General features: G+C 35.4%; 10 protein-coding genes. 2 read left to right on the plus strand and 8 right to left on the minus strand.

Annotated elements, in window-relative coordinates; all coding sequences use genetic code 11:
- Window positions 1-155: 155 nt before the first annotated feature.
- The 6 genes from HAV12_RS21140 to HAV12_RS21165 all read right to left on the minus strand — a co-directional run bounded on the left by HAV12_RS21140 (window position 156) and on the right by HAV12_RS21165 (window position 12,184).
- Complete coding sequence (locus tag HAV12_RS21140; RefSeq protein ID WP_171571342.1) at window positions 156-1,898, minus strand: cellulase family glycosylhydrolase; 1,743 nt, start codon at window positions 1,896-1,898, stop codon at window positions 156-158.
- A 102-nt stretch (window positions 1,899-2,000) separates the two neighbouring features.
- Window positions 2,001-4,265: a glycoside hydrolase family 3 N-terminal domain-containing protein gene (locus tag HAV12_RS21145; protein ID WP_171571343.1), complete on the minus strand. Its 2,265-nt coding sequence runs from the start codon at window positions 4,263-4,265 to the stop codon at window positions 2,001-2,003.
- A 35-nt stretch (window positions 4,266-4,300) separates the two neighbouring features.
- A complete protein-coding gene (locus HAV12_RS21150; protein WP_171571344.1) occupies window positions 4,301-5,770 on the minus strand; it encodes a glycoside hydrolase family 30 protein in 1,470 nt (489 codons plus the stop codon).
- 88 nt (window positions 5,771-5,858) lie between these two features.
- Window positions 5,859-7,319 carry a glycoside hydrolase family 30 protein gene (locus tag HAV12_RS21155; RefSeq protein ID WP_171571345.1) on the minus strand — a complete coding sequence of 487 codons (1,461 nt, stop codon included), beginning with the start codon at window positions 7,317-7,319 and terminating at the stop codon, window positions 5,859-5,861.
- Window positions 7,320-7,517: 198 nt separating this feature from the next.
- Window positions 7,518-9,044, minus strand: a complete 1,527-nt coding sequence (locus HAV12_RS21160; protein WP_171571346.1) for a RagB/SusD family nutrient uptake outer membrane protein — start codon at window positions 9,042-9,044, stop codon at window positions 7,518-7,520.
- 17 nt (window positions 9,045-9,061) lie between these two features.
- A complete protein-coding gene (locus HAV12_RS21165) occupies window positions 9,062-12,184 on the minus strand; it encodes a TonB-dependent receptor (RefSeq protein WP_171571347.1) in 3,123 nt (1,040 codons plus the stop codon).
- A 344-nt stretch (window positions 12,185-12,528) separates the two neighbouring features.
- Between HAV12_RS21165 and HAV12_RS21170 the strand changes: the two genes are divergently transcribed.
- The gene (locus HAV12_RS21170; RefSeq protein ID WP_171571348.1) at window positions 12,529-15,408 is read left to right on the plus strand and encodes a triple tyrosine motif-containing protein; all 2,880 of its coding nucleotides are present in this window, start codon (window positions 12,529-12,531) and stop codon (window positions 15,406-15,408) included.
- A gap of 47 nt (window positions 15,409-15,455) precedes the next feature.
- Here the strand turns inward: HAV12_RS21170 and murF are convergent, their stop codons facing one another.
- Both murF and gldJ read right to left on the minus strand, forming a co-directional pair.
- Window positions 15,456-16,739, minus strand: a complete 1,284-nt coding sequence (murF, locus tag HAV12_RS21175; protein ID WP_171571349.1) for a UDP-N-acetylmuramoyl-tripeptide--D-alanyl-D-alanine ligase — start codon at window positions 16,737-16,739, stop codon at window positions 15,456-15,458.
- Window positions 16,740-16,856: 117 nt separating this feature from the next.
- The gene (gldJ, locus tag HAV12_RS21180) at window positions 16,857-18,542 is read right to left on the minus strand and encodes a gliding motility lipoprotein GldJ (RefSeq protein ID WP_132031832.1); all 1,686 of its coding nucleotides are present in this window, start codon (window positions 18,540-18,542) and stop codon (window positions 16,857-16,859) included.
- Between the two features lie 213 nt (window positions 18,543-18,755).
- Here gldJ and porU point away from each other — a divergent pair, with 213 nt between their 5' ends.
- The gene (gene porU, locus HAV12_RS21185) at window positions 18,756-22,592 is read left to right on the plus strand and encodes a type IX secretion system sortase PorU (RefSeq protein ID WP_171571350.1); all 3,837 of its coding nucleotides are present in this window, start codon (window positions 18,756-18,758) and stop codon (window positions 22,590-22,592) included.
- The last annotated feature ends 35 nt before the right edge of the window (window positions 22,593-22,627 follow it).

A 22,627-nucleotide genomic window follows, 5' to 3' on the forward strand; every position in this document is an offset into this window, starting at 1 on the left:
TTTATAAGTTATAATTAAAGATAAAATCCTACAAATAAGAATGAGCACAATGTTAAATATGCTAAAAATCAACTCTATTATCTCTAAACAACTACAACACAACATTTTAACCAATAAATCTACACTGCAACAGCATCGCAGTTTCTTTACTAAAATTATTTTTCACTCTTAGAAAACTCCAGATAATTCAAATTAAAGCCGCCTTTATCAAATACTACCTTAACTTTTTGTGGTCCTGCATTCAATTCTACTCCGGATAAAATAAGGGTTTTCCAATTGTCATTTCCTCCGGTTGGCGGAAGTGAAATACTATTGGTTTTCTTTCCGTTCTCTATTTCTAAATGAAGTTTTCCTTCTGCCTTATCCCCTGAATAGCGAATTGCTATATTGTATCTGTTTTGTCTGGCAACTTCAACCGTGTATTGCAGCCATTCTCCATCTTCAATAAAGGATACCTGATAGCCGTTGGAATCCATATCTTTACAGGGTAAAATATCAACTCCGTCATTTCGCATCGAATTTCCTTCATTCCATTCGTCAAATTTTCCCGTTTCCACTCTGTAATTCACGAAATCTTTATCTGAATAAGCATATTCATTAGTTCCTAAATCGTAGTATGTTGCCGCAATTCTTCCGGGAACTGCATTTTTCTTATATGGTTTTGTATCATTCGTCTCTACCTGTCTGAACATGGCATCGATTACATCGGGTTTAACGGTCACGTTTTCCATTTTGTAATTGTCTGCTATTTTCATTAACGTCTTTTTAGCAAAATCTACGGATGGTTTTTCTCCGCCGTCTTTCCAGTATTTCAATAAAACATCGTACTCCGGAATTTTGGTAACCGAAGTTACTCCTGCAATATTTTCGATCTTTTTCATGGGCCAGAACGCCCAGCCGATATTATTGCTTTCGACCAGGGAAAGAGCGTCTTTAAACCACACATTCGAATTTTCCCCGCTTTCTCCAAGCCAGATCGGAACGTTATATTGTGTTCGGTAATCCAGCATTTTCTGAATCGATGCGGTGGTGTTGTAATTCCAGTATTTATGAAAACTCAGTGCCATGTTTTCATCCCATAAAGGAAAGATTCCGTTGTAATTATTACCCCAGCAATTTCCTTCTATAAAAATTAAGTGATTGGTATCGACTTCCCGAATTGCTTTTGTAACGGCTACCATTAAATCTCTTAAGGGCCCGTTTGAATTTTCATCACAGCCATTTTTATTCGTTCCGGTAAAATTCCAGTTGGGTTCATTAATAATATCATAAGCGCCAATCCACGGATTATCCCTGTAACGGGAAGCCAGTTTTTTCCAAAGGGCAATCATCTTTTTCTGATTGGCTTCACTTTCCCAAAGAGATGGTTTTGTAGTATCAAAATCTGAAATGGCAGCGTCATTTCCCTGTCCACCCGGAGCTGCATGCAAATCTAAAATAAGGTACATTTTGTTTTCTGCACACCATTTCAGCAAATTATCGGTCATGAAAAAACCTTCTTCGATCCAGGTAATCTCACCGTTTTTTTCTGCTTCAATAGCAGGTGTGTATAAATTGTAGTGCATGGGCAGACGAATCGAATTGAATCCCCAGGCCGCCAGCGAATCAACATCTCTTTTGGTGATTCCGTTAGCTTTGTAGGCTGCATAAAATTCTTTTGTGCCCTGCTCTCCAATGACGTCCTGAATTTTTTGCTTAATCACATATTGCGGACTGGCAAAGGGCTGCGTTTGCAGCATATATCCTTCCTGTACCATCCAGCCTCCTGTACCTAAACCTCTTAGAATTATATCCTTTCCGGTTCCGTCTACAATTTTCTGTCCTTCCCTATGCAAAAAACCCTGCCCGAAAGTCGCAATTGAGCATAAGAGTTGTACTATTAGAATTGTTTTTTTCATTATTGCTTCCTTATGATAACGCCTTTGTTTTTTGATTTTCGTATAAAAACATCTTTCCTTTCAGAAAGATGTTTTATGTATTTTACGCTATTTTAATCTTTTTTATTTCAGCAAAAAATCCTTTTTAAGGTTGTCTATCTGAACGGTAAAAGTGCCTTTTTCCGAAATCCACTTTAGATCTTCATTCACAAATTGCAGGTCTTTTTGATTTAAGGTAAACTTCACTGTTTTGGTTTCGTTTGGCTCTAAACTGATTTTATCAAATCTTTTTAATGCCTTCACTTCCGGTGTTATGGAAGCAAAATTATCCGACAGATACAATAAAACAGCTTCTTTACCGGCTCTTTTCCCTGCGTTTGTGACATCAACCGTAATATTTATTTCATCTGTATTGTTAATTTCGGTTTTGTCGATTTTTAAATTGGAATAATTGAAAGTCGTATACGATAATCCGCTTCCAAATTCAAATTGCGGGGAATAGCTTTTTTCGTATTTCGCATCATTATTCTGCTCTTCGTCAGCTAAACTTTCTGTGTATTTTCTGTTGTATTTTTCTAATGAATTTGGATATCTTGGGTAATTGTAAGGCAATCTTCCGCTTGGATTTACGTCTCCGTATAAAATATCAACTATTGCTCTTGCACCTTCATTACCGGGCAAATAACATTGTACTACAGCACTCATTTTATCTTCGAAATCACTAATCAGTCTTGGTCTTCCTTCATTCAAAACTAAAATAATCGGCTTGTTTACTTTGGCTAAGGCCAGTGCTAATTTCACCTGGGATTTACTCATAAAAATATTGCTGATATCCCCGGGAGTTTCAGTATAATTTTTTTCTCCAAGGCAAAGCACAATTTTCGAAGCACTTTTGGCAAGTTCTACGGCTTTTTGAATTTCGGCATCATCTTCTTTTTCAATATCGGTTCCGGGGGTATACAATACATTTTCTTTGCCCAGTTTTGCCTGAAAAGCTTCTAAAATCGTTAATTTTTCAGCCGCATAGGTGTCTGCATTTTCACCTTGCCAGGTGTAAGACCAGCCTCCGTTGAGGTTTTTCATACTGTTGGCAGTTGCTCCTGTTACAAGGATTTTTTCGCTTTTGTTTAAAGGTAAAACGGCATCTTTATTTTTTAATAAAGTAATCGATTCCGCAGCTGTTTTATAGGCCTCCTGAATATGTTCGGCAGAACCAAACTTTGGATAGTCTTTTAAATTTGCTACCGTATTCTGAAATAAATTCAGTTCGAATTTCATTCTCAGAATTCTGGTTACGGCATCATCAATACGGGACATTGGAACTTCTCCTTTTTTAACTAAATCTACCAGATCGGTATAAAAAGTAAATTCTTCCGGTACCATACTCATGTCGATTCCGGCCATAACGGCGATACGAACGGCATCTCTTTTGGTTTCGGCAACTTTATGTCTGGTGTTCAGATAAATAATATCTTTCCAGTCTGTTACCACAACTCCTTCAAAACCTAATTCGTTTTTAAGAATATCTGTAATTAAATGTTTACTTGCGTGTACCGGAGTTCCGTTAATTTCACCTGAACTTACCATTACACTTTTAGCACCTGCTTTTATGGCAGCCTGATAAATGGTCAAATCATATTGTCTTAAAGTGCGTTCCGGGATAATACTTGGCGTTCTGTCTTTTCCGGTGGTTGTGCTTCCGTAACCGATGTAGTGTTTCATACAGGAAGCCACACTATATTTTGAACCTACGTTACCTCCTTCAAAACCATCTACTAATGCAACAGCCATTCTGGAAGACAAATAGGCATCTTCACCAAATGATTCCCACATTCTGGACCAGGCCGGGTTTCTTGGAAAATCTAAATCCGGAGAAAAAACCCATGGAATAGATGAGGCTCTGGTTTCGTAAGCCGAAATTTCGGCACCACGTTTCACTAACGCTGTATTAAAAGTTGCTGCTAAACCAATTTGCTGCGGAAATAATGTCGCTCCAGCCGTATAACTTGCTCCGTGTATCGCATCAATACCGTACAAAATCGGGATTTTAAGTCTTGATTTATTCGCTTCATTTGTAATAGCCGTCATTGTTTCCTGCCATCTTTGTAAAGTTGGGGCTCCCGGATTGGGTACATTCAGAATAGAACCTATATGATAGTCCTGAATTCCCTGCTTTAATTTAGCAGCATCAAAATAGCCCGGTTTTTTAGGATCTTCAAAAATAGTCACCGTAATCTGCGTCATTTGCCCCACTTTTTCTTCAAGTGTCATTTTAGATAATAACTCAGAAACTTTAGCGTCTATTTCTGATCTTGTCTTTTTTACTTCCTGGCTCCATGTTGCTCCGCAAAACAGGAAGGCAATCACTAGAAACTTTGTATTTTTCATTTTATCTTTTTATATTAATATCGTATTAAAAAACTCTAATAGACCAGAGTCTGCATCGCATGTGCTGGTATTGTAATTGTATTTTTGAAAGAATCAATTATGATTTCATACACCACTTCTTTGTCAGATGCATTCATCACAATTGTTGCCGTTTTTCCGTTTGTATTCAAAAAAGAAGTGCTTAATAAACTTTTATCACTTGTGGTATTGCTTATTCTTTTGGCTCCCGGTCGGATAAATTTTGATAAATGGCCAATATAATAATACATTGGAGTGTAGATTAATTCGTCTTTTGTCGTATCTGCATGAATGGGTGCGAAACAGAAATTGCCTACATGATTTGGGCCTCCGTTTTGGTCCAGAAGAATATTCCAGTCTGTCCAGCCTGTCGTTCCATTATTGAAATCATTGATCATATTGATTCCGTAACGCTCGGCATTTCCCCAAAACTGAAACTTTGCTGCATCAAATTTTTCAATACAACCTTCCGTAAAAAGTAAATTTTTCTCCGGAAAAGCTTCGTGAACCTTCCTTACTGATTCAAATTTCGGAGTTCCGCCGTTCCATGTTTCATACCAGTGAAATCCAATTCCCCATGCATATTTTGAAACTTCGGGATCTGAGAAAACAAGATTGGCTCTTTTTTCCAGCATATCTCCACGGTTGTGATCCCAGATAATAATATTTTTAGAACCCAGCCCGTCCTTTTGTAATGTTGGCCCAAGAAAGTTTTTCAGAAAGTCCCTTTCGGCTTCCGGAGTATAAATACAGGATTCCCATCTCTGACTTGCCATGGGTTCATTCTGAATGGTTAATCCCCAAACCGGGATCCCTTCTTTTTCGTACGCTTTTATAAATTTGGAATAATAATTGGCCCAGGATTGTGCAAATTCAGGCAATAAAACGCCGCCGTGCAAAATATCATTATTGTCTTTCATGAAAGCTGGGGGACTCCACGGACTAACAAATAAAGTTAAGTTACCGCCGGCAGTTTCAATTGCTTTTTTAAGTAAAGGGATTCGGTATTTCCTATCGTGATCAATATTGAAGGTTTTCAGGTCTTTGTCACCTTCTTCAATATACGTATAACTGTCGCTGCTAAAATCGCAACTATGAATATTGGTTCTGGCTAAAGAATAACCAATTCCTTTATTTTTATCATAGTAAGCGGTTAGAAATTCCTGTTGCTTTTTGGGTGATAATTTGGCGAAAACTTCAGCACTCGCATCTGTAATTGCCCCGCCTATCCCAAGAAAAGCCTGATCGGTTTTTTTACTGTCAATGGCAATTGAATGTATTGACTTTGTTTGTTGTGAAGTTGGATTTAAGATAAAATTACCAGATAACGACAATCTTAAACTGGTATTTTCGGCTGTCGTATAAACTTCTATCTTTTTATTTGATTTTGATGCAGAAACAGTAGAATTGTCCACAATTCTGGATGAAGAACAGCTTAATTGCAGAACGAGTAATGGTGCTATTAAAATTCTGTTTATAGGTTTCATGTACTTTCAGAAAAACGATTTATTTTAATTAAAAAAATGAGGGTTAAAATGGATGATCACATTAACCCTCTAACTAACTCAAAAAATGCTAATACACAAGCGTTTGTATCGCGTGTGATGGAATTTTTACAATTGCCTGCTCAGTTGCAATTATAAAATTGTAGGTAATCTCATTATCTGTATTATTCATTACTACGGTCGCCATTTTTCCATCCTTATTCAAAAAAGAAGTGCTTGAAAGATAACTGCGGCTTACCGATGTACTCACTCTTACTGCATCAGGGCGAATAAATTTCGAAAAATGACCAATATAATAGTACGACGGAGTGTAGATCAACTCACCGGTAGTGGTGTCTGCGTGTATAGGCGCAAAGCAAAAATTACCTACGTGATTGGGACCTCCAAACTGGTCCAGAAGTATGTTCCAGTCTGTCCAGCCAACAGTTCCATTATTAAAATCATTAATCATAGAAGTCCCGTATCTTTCCGCATTTGGCCAGAACTGGTATTTTGTAGCATCAAATTTTTCGACACAACCTTCTGTAAAAAGAAGCTTTTTGTCCGGATATGCTTCGTGTACTCTTGCAACATTGTCAAACATTGGCTGAGCACCTGTCCAGGTTTCATACCAGTGAAAACCAATTCCCCAAACATATTTGGAAGCTTCCGGGTCAGAGAAAATAACATTGGCTCTTTGCACCATTAAATCACGGTTATGGTCCCATGCAATTATTTTTACATTCCCCAGTCCGTCCTTTTTTAATGTTGGCCCAAGAAAATTCTTCAGGAAGTCTCTTTCTTCATCAGCAGTATACAAACAAGATTCCCAGGTTTGAGTAGCCATTGGCTCATTTTGAACGGATGTTGCCCAAATTGGAATTCCCTCTTTGTTGTATGCTTTTATAAATTTTGAATAGAAATTAGCCCAGGACTGAAAATATTCAGGTAGTAATTTCCCTCCTTTTAGTACATTTTTATTACTTTTCATGAAAGCATTTGGTGACCACGGTGTGGCATAGGTAACTAATTTTCCACCTGCGGTTTTAATGGCTTCCTTGATCATCGGAATGCGATATTTACGGTCATGATCAATCGAAAATGTTTTTAAATCTTTATCTCCTTCTTCGATATAGGAATAACTTCCGCTGCTAAAATCAGAACTTTGAATAGTTGTTCTTAGCAATGAATATCCGATTCCTTTTTGTGTATCGTAATAGGCATTTAAAAATTCCGTTTGTTTTTCTTTTGATAATTTGGCGAAAATTTCGGCACTTGCATCTGTAATGGCACCTCCGATTCCCAGAAAACTCTGAAAACGTTTTGATGGTTCAACAAAAACGGATATCTCTGTCTCTATTGGCTGTTTTGATGCGGTAAAATATAAATTATCTGTAGGGGTTAACCTTAATTTTGTATTAGCTGCTGTAGTGTAAACAGTAATTTTTTTATTGGTAGTGGTAAATTTTTGTTGTTGCTTTTGGTTTTTCTGTTGCGAAAAAACAGATATAGAAAAACATAAACAAGTAATAATAAAGCCAAATTTTTTCATTGAGTATGTTTTAAATAATTTAATAGCTTTTGAATTTCGTAGTCAAATCTTTAGCCGTCCTGATTAAAAAATAGCCCATACTCATAATGATTATGGGCTATTTACAACCAAACTTAAACTTAACTTATATTAACGTAAATTGAGATTTCTTTTAAAAACAGCTGACAAAACAGCTGTTTTTTGTTTCAACTCTTTATATTAATTTTGAATATATCCATCATTCTGTTCCATTTTAGTGTTGTTGAATTCAGTATATGGAATTGGGAAAGCTTCATTTTTATTTGGTATAAATCCTTTAAAAGCAAGTTTAGCAGCTGCCTGACCTGTTCTTACTAAATCATACCAACGGTGTCCTTCTCCTGCAAGTTCCAGTCTTCTTTCTGCGTAAATAGCATTTAAAGAAACCGGAACAGGTCCTAATCCAACTCTATTTCTAACAGCATCCAGAAGTGCCTGAGCTCTTGGCCCGGTTCCTCCTAAAGCTTCTGCTTCTAACAAATAAGTATCAGCCAAACGAATCACATAAGTATTGATAGCAAAATTTAAGAAAGGATTTGTTGCTGTAATATCTTTGTTTACGGCTGCATACTTTATAAAATGGTATCCTGTTTCATTATAACTATCTGTAAAAGTTATGCGGCCTGCAGCTTTTTCTGCATTAGCATCAAATATTGTAGATGCAAAGCGAGGGTCTGTTTTTAATGCATTAGCTAAATCTGTTGTAACAACCATGAACCCCCATCCATTGATGTAATCAGGCAAACCTGCCGCTTCTCCTGCATCAGTTCTGGAATAATCTCTCATTCCCATTAACTGTGCAGCCACATTTCCTTCGTCATTTCCTGTTTCAAAATTACCCCAGTCCGCATTTGATTTGTCAGAGTAAGCAATTTCAAAAATAGATTCTGTGTTGAATTTATTAGCATGATTCCATAATGAAGCGAAAGTCGGCATCAATTTATAACCAAAACTACTTGTACCACCTGGCGTACCATTTACTTTTTCTAGTTGAATAGCAGCTTCAGCTTTTTTGTTGTCGTATAAGTACACTTTTCCTAAAAGTGCTGTTGCTGCACCTTTTGTTAAACGTCCTGACTCATTTGCTGGTAGAGTAACAGGTAAATCTGCGATAGCCTCGTTTAAATCCTTTTCGATTTGCAAATACACATCCTGAGGTTTTGCCTGCAAAACATTGTGAACCTCGTCCTTAGTAAGTGGTGCTAATATTAAGGGAACATTTTTGAACATTCTTACAAGATCAAAATAATAATAAGCACGTAATGCTTTTACTTCACTCATAAATCTTGCTTTTTTAGCAGCATCCATAGGAACGGCAGGAAGTTTTTGAATCATAACATTACATCTAAAAACACCTTGGTAATAATTTGCCCAGATTGCAGGCGGAATATTACTAGGGGTCACAGTATAATTTGATGCCACCTGAAGACCTGGCTGATCACCAGAGTTTCCACCTCCCGCATAAAAATCATCTGAAGCCGAATTTAAAAATAACAATGGTGCAGTTTCCATGGATCCTGCAAATTTTCCTATTTTATCATAAGCCGCTACTAAACCGGAATACGCTTCTGTTTCATTTCTGTAAAAATCCTCCTCAAATACAACTCCATTTCCTTTTACATCTAACTTTTCGTCGGTATCACACGCTCCAAGTGTAAGCAACACTCCAAAAGCGATGAACGATTGTTTAAAACTAATAAGTTTCATAATATTTTATTTTTTAATTAAAATTGCAAATTAACTCCTAACATGTACGATTTTGCCTGAGGATAATATCCTCTGTCAACACCTTGTACATTGTCCATACCAGCCGCAGTTGGCCCTCCGATTTCTGGATCAAAACCACTATATTTAGTGATCGTGAAAAGATTTTCCCCTGTCAGGTACAACCTAACTCTTTGTAATGCAATACTTTGTATCCATTCTTTTGGTAATGAATATCCAAGTTGAATTGTTTTGAATCTAAAGAAGTCTCCTTTTTCCAAATTAAAATCAGATGGATTACTAAAGTTTTTGTTGGTATCATCTGTAGTAACTCTTGGATAACTGTTTGTAGATCCTGGTCCTGTCCAACGACCTAAAACGTCAGTTGAGTAATTTGCATTTATGATATCTAACCTTCTTAATCCCTGATAAATTTTATTTCCTCCGGCACCCTGACCAAACACCAACAAGTCAAATCCTTTATAATCCAGATTTAATGTAAATCCATACGTATATTTAGGTAAAGAAGTTCCTAAGAAAGCTCTATCATTTCCATCAATAACTCCATCATCATTTAAGTCTTTCCAACGGAAATCTCCTGGCTTAGCATTAGGCTGTATTACAGTACCTCCTGAACTTGTGTAAGCATTAACTTCTGCCTGAGATTGAAAAATACCATTTGTTTTGAATCCGTAAAATGAATTGTAAGCTTGTCCAATCTGAGTTCTGTTAATTTCATAAGAACTTGATTGCACTGTCTCGTCTCCTGCAATAAATCCGGTTCCTTCAGCGATATATGTGATTTCATTTTTGATGTAAGAGAAATTACCATTTACAGAAAGGTTTAATTCACCTATTTTTTTTCTGTAACCTAACTCAATATCAAAACCTTTATTCTCCATACTGGCTAAATTGGCATAAGTATCTCCGGTTGCTCCTACATATCCAGGGTTTGGCACTGGCATAATAATCCCTTCCGTTTTTTTGTTGAATAAATCTACGCTTAAATTGAAATCCTGAAATAAAGTAGTCTCAAATCCAACATTTGCTTGTTTTGTTTCCTCCCATTTCAAATCAGGATTAGGAATCGCATTTGGACTTTGTCCAGGTGTAGGTATTCCTCCTACAGTATAATTTCTTTTAATACCAACAGTTGAGATAAATAAGAATTCTGGTGAAGAGTCATTACCTGTTACCCCGTAACCACCTCTAATTTTTAAGTTGCTGATTACGTTATTTTCTTTCCAAAAACCTTCTTTTGATGGTACCCATCCTAAAGATACAGATGGAAAAGTTCCATATTTATGAGTTGGTCCGAATCTGGTAGAACCATCACGACGAATAATACCTGTAAAAATGTATTTTTCTTTGTAGTCGTAATTTAATCTTCCAAATAAAGACTCCACTCTGTGCTCATATGCCTGAGAATCATAAGCATTAGCAATTTTATCTGTTATAGGAACTTCTACATTAAAAGAAGCATCAGCATGAGTTGTTGCAGGAACCCCTTGATAAGTAACATCATTACCTGAAGTAATATTATCAACATAAGTCCCTTTTCCTACTAATACACTAAAATTATGATCACCAAATTTTTTGCTATAGTTTAAAGTATTCTCCCAGTTCCAGCTGAATGACTTTTTGTATGATCTGAATAATTCGTTTTTATCTCTCTTTGTAGCTCCGTTAAGGAAAAACACCGGAGTAAAATTATCTGATCCGTAGTAGGCTAATTTACCACCGGCAGTAGATCTGAATTTTAATCCAGGTAAAATTTCTGCTTCAACAAATATGTTACCAACAAAATTATCAGAAAAATCATTGTTACCTAATCTGGTTTGCGTGTAAGCTAGTGGATTTGTATTTTCCTGAGTTACAATAGTAGAAATACCATAATAATTACCATTTGCATCTTTAAGAGCATTAGGATTATTTTGATAAATTGGCTGATTTGGATTGGTCTCAATAATTGGAGTCAATGGATCTAAATTGATCGCAGATGCCAAAGGACCTCCAAATTCGTCATTCGTATTACCAATACCAATTGTTTTTTCGTTAGAATATCCTAAAGTCTGACCAATTTTAATATACTTCCCTAATTTATGGTTCGAGTTTAAACGGATATTTTTTCTGGTGTAGTTAGAAATTTCAGTTGTTACAATACCTTCCTGATCTAATAATCCAAATGACATGTAGAATGTAGAAGTGTCATTTCCTCCGCTAAAACTTAACTCATGAGAGTAACGTTGTGCATGATCATTAAATATAGCATCTTGCCAGTTTGTACCTTTACCGTAATTTGTTGTAGTTGAAAATGGTGCCGGTTTACCTCCATTAGTGTAAGCCTCGTTCATAATTCCAACATACTGAGTTGCATCTAGTAAATTTATTTTGTTAGAAGCTTGTGAAGTACCTGCATAACCACTATAATTTACTGAGATTCCACCCGATTTACCTTTTTTTGTAGTTACTAAGATAACCCCTGCAGCTGCACGGGAACCGTAGATTGCACCCGAAGCACCATCTTTTAGCACCTCGATAGATTCGATATCAGACTGATTCAGGTATCCTATACCTCCGTTATCAACGATAACACCATCCACTACCCATAAAGGATCGTTATTGTTTAAAGTAGTAAAACCACGAATACGGATCGTAGAAGCTGATCCCGGCTGTCCTGCATTTGCTGCAATAGAAACCCCGGAAACTCTACCTTGCAAAGATTGCTCGATTCTGGTTACAGGAAGATTCTCCAAAGCTTTTGCTTTAACGCTGGAAATAGATCCCGTCACGACACTTTTCTTTTGTGTGCCGTATCCTACTACTACTACTTCATTTAAACTTTGAGATTCAGCTTTCAACCTGATTTCTAGTTTAGTTCTTCCGTTTACAGCTTCCTGTACTGTATTATAACCTACAAAACTAACTGTTAAAGTACCATTTGACGGAACATTGATTTGAAACTTTCCATCAAAGTCAGAGGCGGTTGCCTTATTTGTACCTTTAATTAAGATTGTTGCCCCTGGGACGGGTAAGCCACTTTCATCATTTATAATTCCATTTACCGTAACATCTTGTGCCATTGCGATAACTGAAAACAATAGAGATGAAAAACAAAAAATAAGTAATTTTGTTAATTTCATTTTTCTAAAAATTTTGGTTAATTAATTAGTAATTTGATGCAATAATAAAGTTAAATTTTTACTATTTATAATTAAAATTCATTACAAAAACACATCAAAAGATAAAATTGCACATTACAAAAACACATCAATATATTTTTAAATAATTGATATAAAGCTATTTAATAATAAATTTATATTGTTATAGAATTGTTAACTAAACAAAATAAACACTACATTTAATGAAAATGAATTATTTTCGTTATTATTCGAAATTTTTCAAATAAAATACAATAAAGCATCTGCAATAATCAGAAAAAAAGCAGATTATAAAACATTACTAATAAAAATACCGATTTAAAATTATGAAATTCATAAATACATATATTTCTCTTTTTCTCCTTTTTATCGTGCCTTTTACTATTTTCTCTCAAGTAAAAAACATCGGACTTCCCGCAATTAAGAACTATAAGCGATCCGACTATAAGGGAGGCACTCAAAACTGGAATATTGATCAGGATAAAAATGGTAATGTGTACTTTGCAAACAATAGTGGATTAATCCAATTTGACGGCTCCACCTGGAACAAATATTCCCTTCCAAATAATACGGCAATCCGAAGTCTCAAAATAGATGGTTCAGGAAAAATTTATGTTGGAGGAAATAATGAATTTGGATTTTTTAAAAGTGATGAAAAAGGAAAGCTAAAATACCATTCCCTTTCTGACTTAGTCAGCAAAAAAGACAGCAGAAATATCAATTTAATCTGGAGAATACATATATATAAAGGAGAAGTAATATTTCAATCTTTTACGAAAGTCTTTTTTTACAGGAATAATAAGCTCATTGTTATAAATGCTCCTAATAAATTTCAATTTTCTTTTATTATAAATAAACACCTTTATTTTCAGGATAAAGTTTTAGGTATCCTGGAATACAAAGATCAAAAACTGATTGCCCTGAAAGGCACTACGTCCTTAAACGATAAAGAAATATGGGCGATGTTTCCATTACCCAATAATAAGATACTGTTTGCAACGTTAGAAAAGGGGCTTTTTGTTTACGACTACAATAGCGTTAAATCCTGGGAAACTGAAGCTAATACTTTTATAAAGAAAAACACGTCCCTTGGCGGATCGATCATAAAAAATAAATTCATTGTTCTGAACTCCGTTCTTAATGGCATAATTATTTGTGATTTAAACGGAAAAATAATCCAGCATCTCAACCGGCAAAAGGGGCTGCAGAACAATACTATTCTAACCTCATTTGTTGACAACAAAAACAACTTATGGCTAGGCCTCGATAATGGAATTACATTTATAAATCAAAACTCACCCTTTACCTTTTTCGACTACAGTTATAATATAGGCACTGTCTACGCTTCCGTAATTTTCAACAAAAATTTATACGTAGCAACTAATCAGGGGCTGTTTTACCATTCCTGGACAACTCCTTTTAAAGACGAACCTTTTACGCGCGTTGAAGGAACAATTGCACAAGCCTGGAATATTCAGGTATTAAACAACAATCTTCTCTGCGCAAGCAATAGCGGAGCATTGGTAATAAATCAAAATAAAGTTTCGAAAATATTAGACAGTAGAGGTTATTTCGGTTTCAAAACAATTCCCAGTCATCCCGGTTATATTATCGGGGAAAGTTATAATGGATTTTCAATCTTTAAGAATTCATCAAATGAAATTAATTTCATTAATCAGGTAAGTGGATTTGATGAAACAACCAATACTTTCGAAATTGAGCTGGATAACAATTATTTGTGGTTAAAAAAAGAGCCTTACTTGTATCAAATGAAATTATCTGAAGATCTGAAAAGATTTGACTATATCAAAAAACACATGCAAATTTCACCTTCCTATAAGGGAATAGGAAGTTTACAATCGATAAACAACAAAGTATATTTTCAAACCAAAAATCATTTTTACAGATATAGTGATGAACAGGAAAACTTTTTTGAAGACAAAAAACTAACCAATTTGTTTCAAAAAATCCCACCTATAAACACCTTAATAGAAGACAGCAATAGCAATCTATGGTATTCTTATAACGAATCTATTGGGGTTCTGTTAAAAATGAAAAATGGAACTTACAATAGCCAGAACGCACCGTTTTCTAATCTGACAGGTAATTTAGTAAACAATTACATTTCTGTTAATACAATTGACCCTAATAACATTTTCATCGGCCTGACGGATGGACTGGCCCATTATGATTCTAAAATATCGAATAATTTCATCACAACACCAAAAGTCTTTTTTGAAAGCTTTTCCTCTACCAGTGATACAATTATAACCGGAAATCTCGAAAAACAATTAACAGATCTTACAATTCCTTACAATTCCAATCACGTAAAATTCACTTTTTCGTCCCCAACTTATGAAAATCAGGAAAACGTAACATACTCGTACAAATTAGAACCATTTGAAGAAAACTGGCGTAATTGGTCTACTACTTCTGTAAAAGAGTATACAAATTTGAGAGAAGGAAATTACAAAATGCAAATCAAGGCAAAAAACAGCTATGGTGTAGAATCGGAAGCTTCAGAAATTAATTTCACCATTTCACCTCCCTGGTACAGGCATTTTTTAGCGTATCTGACTTATTTTTTCCTTATTCTTGCCGGGGTGTATATTACCTCGAATAGAATAAAACTTAAAATCAGAAAAAATAAATATTACGAAACCATAGAACAAAGAAGATTGTATCTGGAAAAAGAATCCAAAATCAGGTCCGATCAACATGAGCTCGAAAAAGAAATTGAGAGACTAAAAAGTGACAAACTTCAGATAAAAATCCTGGCCAAGGACAAGGAGCTGGTAAGTAATTCGCTTCAGGTAGTAAAGAAAAACAAAGTCCTGAATGGCATTATTCAAAAAATAAAGGACATAGACACCAATACTTTGGATGATTCCACAAAATTTGAATTTAACAAGCTGCACAAAAGTATCGTCAAAGAGGTTAACACCGATAAAAGCTGGAAAGACCTGGAGAAACACATTAAAAACGTGCATTTTGAGTTTTTGAAAAGATTAAAAGAAAAATACCCAACCATTTCACCCCGGGAACTGGATTTATCTACTTATCTTTTAATGAATATGTCAACAAAGGAAATCGCCGAAATCATGAATATTTCAACAGGAGGTGTAGAATTAGCAAGGTATCGTCTAAGAAAAAAACTTGGACTGAATAAAAAGGAAAATCTTATCGGCTTTTTAATGAGCATATAAATCAAGCAAAACGCCATCAATGTTGATGGCGTTTTTACTTGATTTATTTAGATATATTCTAATGTACGTTCTAATGCCATTCCTCGGGAGCCTTTTATTAGAATTGTATTGTCGTTAAATTTAATCGTCTTTAAGTAATCTGCAAAAGCATCAAAAGTCTCAAAGAAAAAAACATATTCATTAGAAATTTTGTGCGCGTAGAAATCTTTTCCGATCAAATAACAAACCGATTGATTTTGACCGATTACTGAATCAACAATAATTTTGTGTTCCTGGCTGCTTTCGTTTCCAAGTTCAAACATATCCCCTAATATCATTATTTTCTTAGAATTGTCCAATTGTATAAAATTAGCAATTGCAACAGCCATACTACTTGGATTTGCGTTGTAAGCGTCCAATATAATCTGATTGGTTCCCTTTTTTAATAACTGAGATCTGTTATTGTCTGGCGTGTAACTTTCAATCGCCGCTTTAATATCGTTATTTCCAACATTAAAATAAATACCTATTGCAACTGCCGCATTAATGTTATTTGCGTTATAAAGTCCTATTAAATTAGAATTAACAACAAACTCTTCATATTCTATAACCACAAAAGGATTCGCTTCTATAGTATTGATTCTAACATTTGCTTCATTCTTTTTAATTCCAAAGGTAAAACGTTTGATCTCTTTAGATTTCTCTACCTGAATAGGATCTTCAAGATTTACAAAAACCGTTTTATCATGCTCCGCAAGATACTTATACATTTCACTTTTTCCTTGTATAACACCTTCAACACCTCCAAAACCTTCTAAGTGTGCCTTGCCAAAGTTTGTGATATAACCGTAATCCGGCTGCGCTATTTCACATAGGAACTCAATCTCTTTTTTATGATTGGCTCCCATTTCAACAATTCCGATCTGGGTATCTTTTGTAAAAGACAACAGAGTTAACGGAACCCCGATATGATTATTCAAATTACCGATAGTAGCTTTAGTCTTAAACTTTTTAGATAAAACGACATTTATAAGTTCCTTGGTTGTTGTTTTACCATTACTCCCGGTCAATGCAACAACAGGAAGATTTAAGTAAGTGCGGTGAAACTTTGCTAGTTCCTGTAAGGTGTGCAGGCTATTTTCAACCAGTACTGTTCTTTCATCAATAAAATAAGAAGCATTGTCAATAACAACAAATAAAGCACCTAAATCAAGCGCCTGTTTTGCAAAAGTGTTTGCATCAAAGTTTTCGCCTTTTATGGCAAAAAACATAGAATTGGTTTCAATTTTTCTTGTATCTATTGAAACCGATTTACATTGCAAAAATAAATTATGAATGTCCTGAATATTCATTTGTAAAATTTTTTATTATGATAAAAATAGAAAAAAAAGAATAAAAAAATTCCAAATTCCGTACTGAAGATTCAGCTTTTGGAATTTGGAATTTTTTTTATTGAAATTTTCTAAAACCTAGTTTCTAGGTGACTTTCTTTTTTCAGCTTTTGAACCTACTCTTGACATAGCACATCTGAATCCGATGTAATCTGTTGCCATATCCTGAGGGAAATATCTTCTTTGAGCCGGATCTAACCAGTAAGCTCTGTCTCTCCAGGATCCTCCTTTGTAAACTCTAACTTTATCATCGATTAAAGTAGTACGTTTACTAGAGTTGTCGTATTTTCTTACCATTTTACCTAAACTATCTGTAGTGATATTGTGTTTAGGAGAATTGTACATGTTTTGATCTGCTTTTGCTCCAGCTTCAGAATCTCCAAAGTCAAAATATTTAGATGATTGTTTATCACCATCTCTATAGTTGATATTGTCGCTTGTACTGAAATTAGTTCTCAAATAGGTCTCATTTTCGTCAACCGGAACCTGAGCAATTTCTCCCGGAAGGTTTCTTGCTACAACTTTACCATTACTTAAAGTATCGTATTTGATATTTTCTTTAGTGATAATTTCAAGTTTACCATCTTTACCAATTTTGTTTTTAGCATATTGATTTCCTCTATAGTAGTTAAAATCATTCGCTTCATTATCAATAATAGGTCTGTAAACGTCAGCTACCCATTCTGCAACGTTACCTGCCATATCATATAGACCGAAATCATTTGGCGCGTAACTTTTTACAGAGTTTGTAATATCTGCTCCATCATCTGACCAGCCAGCAATTCCACCGTAATCACCGTTACCTTGCTTAAAGTTAGCCAATTGATCTCCTTTGTTTTTACGTTTAGAAGAACGTGTATAATCTCCGGACCAAGGGTATTTCTTTTGTCCTTTATATATATTGTATTCTCTTTGTCCAACATCAGCAGCAGCAGCGTACTCCCATTCTGCTTCAGTAGGAAGTCTGTATTCCGGTAAGATAACACCGGAAGAACGTTGTGCGTACACATTTTTCTCATCTGGAACTACACCGTCTTTACCAGCTTTTGGTCTTCTTCCATTAGGATTTTTCTTTAATACCAATTCTTCATTACCACCATAGGTAGTAGATGGAGAAGCAACATAAGCCTCAGTATTAAACAAACTTTCTGCACTAACATCTTGTGTTTTTGCACCTTTTTTAATATATCCTTCTTTTTCTAAAACAGCTTCGTTTACACGGTCTGTTCTCCATTTACTAAATTCAACTGCCTGAATCCAGTTAACACCAACCACAGGGTAGTTAGCATAAGAAGGATGTCTTAGGTAGTTGTTTGTCATCGTTTCGTTGTATCCTAAACGATTTCTCCATACCAAAGTATCAGGAGATGCTCCTTCATAAATATTTTTGTAATTTTCTTCTGTCGGAGGGAAAACCTTTTTAAGCCACTCCAGGTACTCTAAATACATACCGTTCGTAACTTCAGTTTCGTCCATGTAGAATGATTGAACGTGTTGTTGAGTTGGAGTGTTATTCCAATCGTGCATAACATCATCCTGTACTTTACCCATAGTAAACGTACCTCCTTCAACAAAAACTAAACCAGGACCAGCCTGTTGTTTTTTCCCTGCATTTCTGGCAGAAGTTCCATTCTGACTATCTACATCCCAACCAGTTGCTCTGGAAGCGTGACTGGAACTCGATTTTTTGCTACAACTAGCCGTGCCCAACATCAATACAATTGACATCATTAATTGCAAGACTACAATTTTGTTTACTTTCATACTCATTCTTAGGTGATAAATTTAGGTGCTGCAATATAATAATTAACATTTAATTAGCAACATCTGTTCTCATAATTTTATTTAGCCGTTTTTTACCAGAAAATAACCTATAGTTACGAACGCAAAAATATACTTTTTATTATTTACTATAACATGAAATACTATATTTTTACTTACTAAAATATTTTAAATTTAATTTCGATTTTTCAGTCTATGAAACAAACCTTTTTTCTATATCTGTTTTTCATTTCATTTGCTTCATTTTCCCAGATAAATGGGAGCTTTACGCTAGATTGGCAAAGTAAAAAGGAGACAGGTTTCGGCGACAATAGAATTGTTATCCCCTACTTTTCAGGAGACGCTTTTCGACTGGATACTACTAAAAAAAGCATAACATTGCTACTTAGCTTAGCCGAATCAAGCTACTCAAACGGCAGTTCTCTTCAAATTACCAACATCACTTATGAAACAATTTCAATTACAGAGCTTGGAGATTTAACACTTAAAAACATACCTTTCAAACTAAATGAAGCGCTGGAAATCGCTTTGGCAAGAGATAAAACGCAAGCTTTTATTTCTCTTAGTCCAATTATAAAGGACGGAAATGGCTACAAACGTGTAAGATCCTTTTCCTATTCCATAAACAACTCAGCATCAAAAAGCAGCAACGCTTCTTCTTTTCAGAAATCAAAAGAAATCCACAATTCGGTTTTGTCATCGGGAGATTGGTATCGATTTTATATCGAAAAATCAGGCGTTTACAAAATTTCAAAGTCCTTTTTACAAAGTTTAGGATTTGATGCCGACAAAGCTGATCCAAAAAGAATCAAAATTTACGGAAATGGCGGTAAAATGCTTCCACTTGCCAACAATATCTATTATCCTGATGATTTAACCGAAAATTCCATTCAGGTTATTGGAGAAAGTGACGGAGCTTTTAACAATGACGATTATATTCTTTTTTATGGTGAAGGAATTGACAACTGGAATACAGAAAGCCAGACCAACATTAATATATTCGATACAAAATCGTACTATTATATAACAATCGCTGGCGGAGACGGAAAAAGGATTACAACCCTAAATCAACCCACAAGCAACAGCACGCTCGAATTAAATACTTACGACGACTATCAATACCATGAAATTGACAAAATAAATATTGCTCACACGGGGCGTCAATGGTTTGGAGAGGCTTTTGATATTGATACAGAGCAGGAATTCGATTTTAGTTTTCCTAACCTTGAAGTGACAACTCCTATAAAAATAGAATTAAATGCCGTTTCAGCAGCCTACACCGCTACTACGTTTACAGTTTCTGCAAACGGACAAAACATCAGCACTCTTAATTTCGCGCCCTTAGAATCGAATTCTGAAGTAAAATTCAGCGATAACAAACTTCCTGCTAACACTTCTTTTTCAGGTGCTGAAAATGTAAAAATCAAATTGGTATACAATAATAATGGTGTTCCGGGATCTAAAGGATATCTGGATTATATCAATTTAGTTGCCAAAAGGAAACTATTGGGAACTGGCAAACAATTTAAATTTCAATATGACCTGGCCGGTTCAACACCGGGAACAGTCAATTATACCATTGGCAACGCAACGGGTATCACGCAAATCTGGGACGTTACTGACCTATATAATGTATCAAAAATTGAAAATACAGGTCAGGCAAATTTCAGCTTCAAAGCTTCTTTAGGAGAAATCCGAAAATACATCGCAATTGATCCGGCAGATTACTACAGTCCGTTAAAAGAAAATCAGTCTAAAATTGCCAATCAGAATTTAAAAGGAACACTCTTCAAAAATGCACAAAACACATTTCAGGATATTGATTACGTAATTGTTTCCCCAAGATTTCTGCTTTCCCAGGCGGAGAATCTGGCCAATTTTCATCGTACGTATTCTAATTTAAACGTAAAAGTAATTGCATTGGAAAATATCTACCAGGAATTCTCCTCCGGAAAGCAGGATATTGCAGCTATCAGAAACTGCATCAAATACATATACGACAACGCTTCTTCAACAGATAAAAAAATAAAATACCTGAATTTATTCGGTGACGCCTCATTTGATTATAAAAACCGCACTCAAAACAACAATAATATTGTACCTATATATCAATCGCTAGTAAGCAATACAATTGGAGAAGCCTCATTTGCTTCTGATGATTTTTTCGGACTGATGGATTCCAACGAAGGGAACCTGACTTCTTTTGCCAAGGGAATTGACATTGCCGTTGGAAGAATGCTTGTTTCAAGTACTACTCAGGCTCAGGAAATGGTCAACAAAGTTTTAGAATACCACAATGAGAAATCGTACGGAAACTGGAGAAACAACTTTGTTTTAATCAGCGATGATTCCGATAAAGATTCTGACGCCAGTTTACAATCCAGACAAAACACCCTGGCAGATGTGATAGCCACAGAAAAACCTTTTTTCAATGTGGATAAAATCATCCTTGATGCCTACACCCAGGAAGCTTCTTCGGGCGGATCCAGATACCCAAAGGCAAGAACAGATTTATTTAATGCTTTTGAAAAAGGCGCTTTGGTCTTTAATTATTTAGGTCACGGAGGAGAAGACGGTCTGGCAAGCGAACGAATCTGGGAGAAAACCGACGGTCAAAACCTGAACAACCAATACAAATATCCTTTATTTATTACCATTACCTGCGAGTTCTCCCGATTTGACGACCCGACCCGGCCCACTGCCGGCGAGTACACTTTCTGGAATCCGAAAGGCGGTGCAATCTCCATGCTGACCACCATTCGTTCTATCGGACAATATAACGCTGAAAATTTCAACGACAGCCTAAGCAAAAACTTACTCGCATACGGATCAAATCAATATACAACAATTGCCGAAACACTTCGAATTTCTAAAAATGAAAAACCAAGTTCTTCCAGCAATGTTATCTTTTACCTGGGAGATCCTGCTTTAATGCTGGCTATTCCAAAACCCAGAATTAATTTAACAAAAGTAAACGATGTTGTTATTTCACAGCCCATTTCTGACTTTAAATCGCTGTCTAAAATGAAGATTACGGGTGAAATAACCGATGAAAACAACACATTGTTAAGCAATTATAATGGAGAATTATTTACCGCTATTTTTGATAAATCCATTACATCTACAACATTAAACAACGATGGCCTTAGCCCTGCGATGTACTTTAAAACTTTGGGAGAAACGATTTTTAGAGGAAATGCTTCTGTAAAAAACGGACAATTTGAGTTCAGCTTTATCGTACCAAGAGACATACGAATTCCGCTTGATAATGGCCGTATTAGTTTTTACGCAAAGAAAGACAGCCCTCTGGAAAACCAATCCGGCTACAATACCGTCATTAAAATTGGCGGAATAAATGAAAATGCACCTCTGGACAATATAAATCCAAAAGTGAAGTTATATATGAACGACGAAACATTTGTATCAGGTGGAATTACAAATAGTTCCCCCTTCTTACTGGCTTTTTTAGAAGATGAAAATGGTATAAATACCGCTAGTGGAATTGGTCATGATATTGTAGCGATTTTAGATGGAGATGTTAGTAATCCTTATGTTTTAAATGATTATTATCAAACTAAATTAGACGATTATACAAACGGAAATTTGCGTTTTCCGTTAAGAAATTTAACAACAGGAATACACACTATAAGTTTTACAGCATGGGACGTTTACAACAACCCTGTGACAAGCGAAATACAATTTATAGTGGCAGGAGATGAATCTCTGACCCTTTCGCACGTTCTTAATTATCCAAATCCGTTTTCAACCTATACCCAATTTTGGTTTTCGCACAACAGACCTTATGAACCGCTGGATGTTCAGGTTCAGGTAATGACCATTACCGGAAAAGTGGTATGGACTAAAAATCAAATCATTACAACAGAAGGATTTTTATCAAGAGAGATCACCTGGGACGGAAAAGATGATTTTGGAGACCGAATCGGAAAGGGAGTTTACATTTACAAACTTACCGTAAGGTCTAATTTAACTAATAAAAAGGCAGAAAAGTACGAAAAGCTTGTCATCTTATAAAAATATATATATTTGTACCATAAACATATTTAGCT

This window comes from Flavobacterium sp. CLA17, from assembly GCF_013112255.2.
Taxonomy (GTDB): domain Bacteria; phylum Bacteroidota; class Bacteroidia; order Flavobacteriales; family Flavobacteriaceae; genus Flavobacterium; species Flavobacterium circumlabens.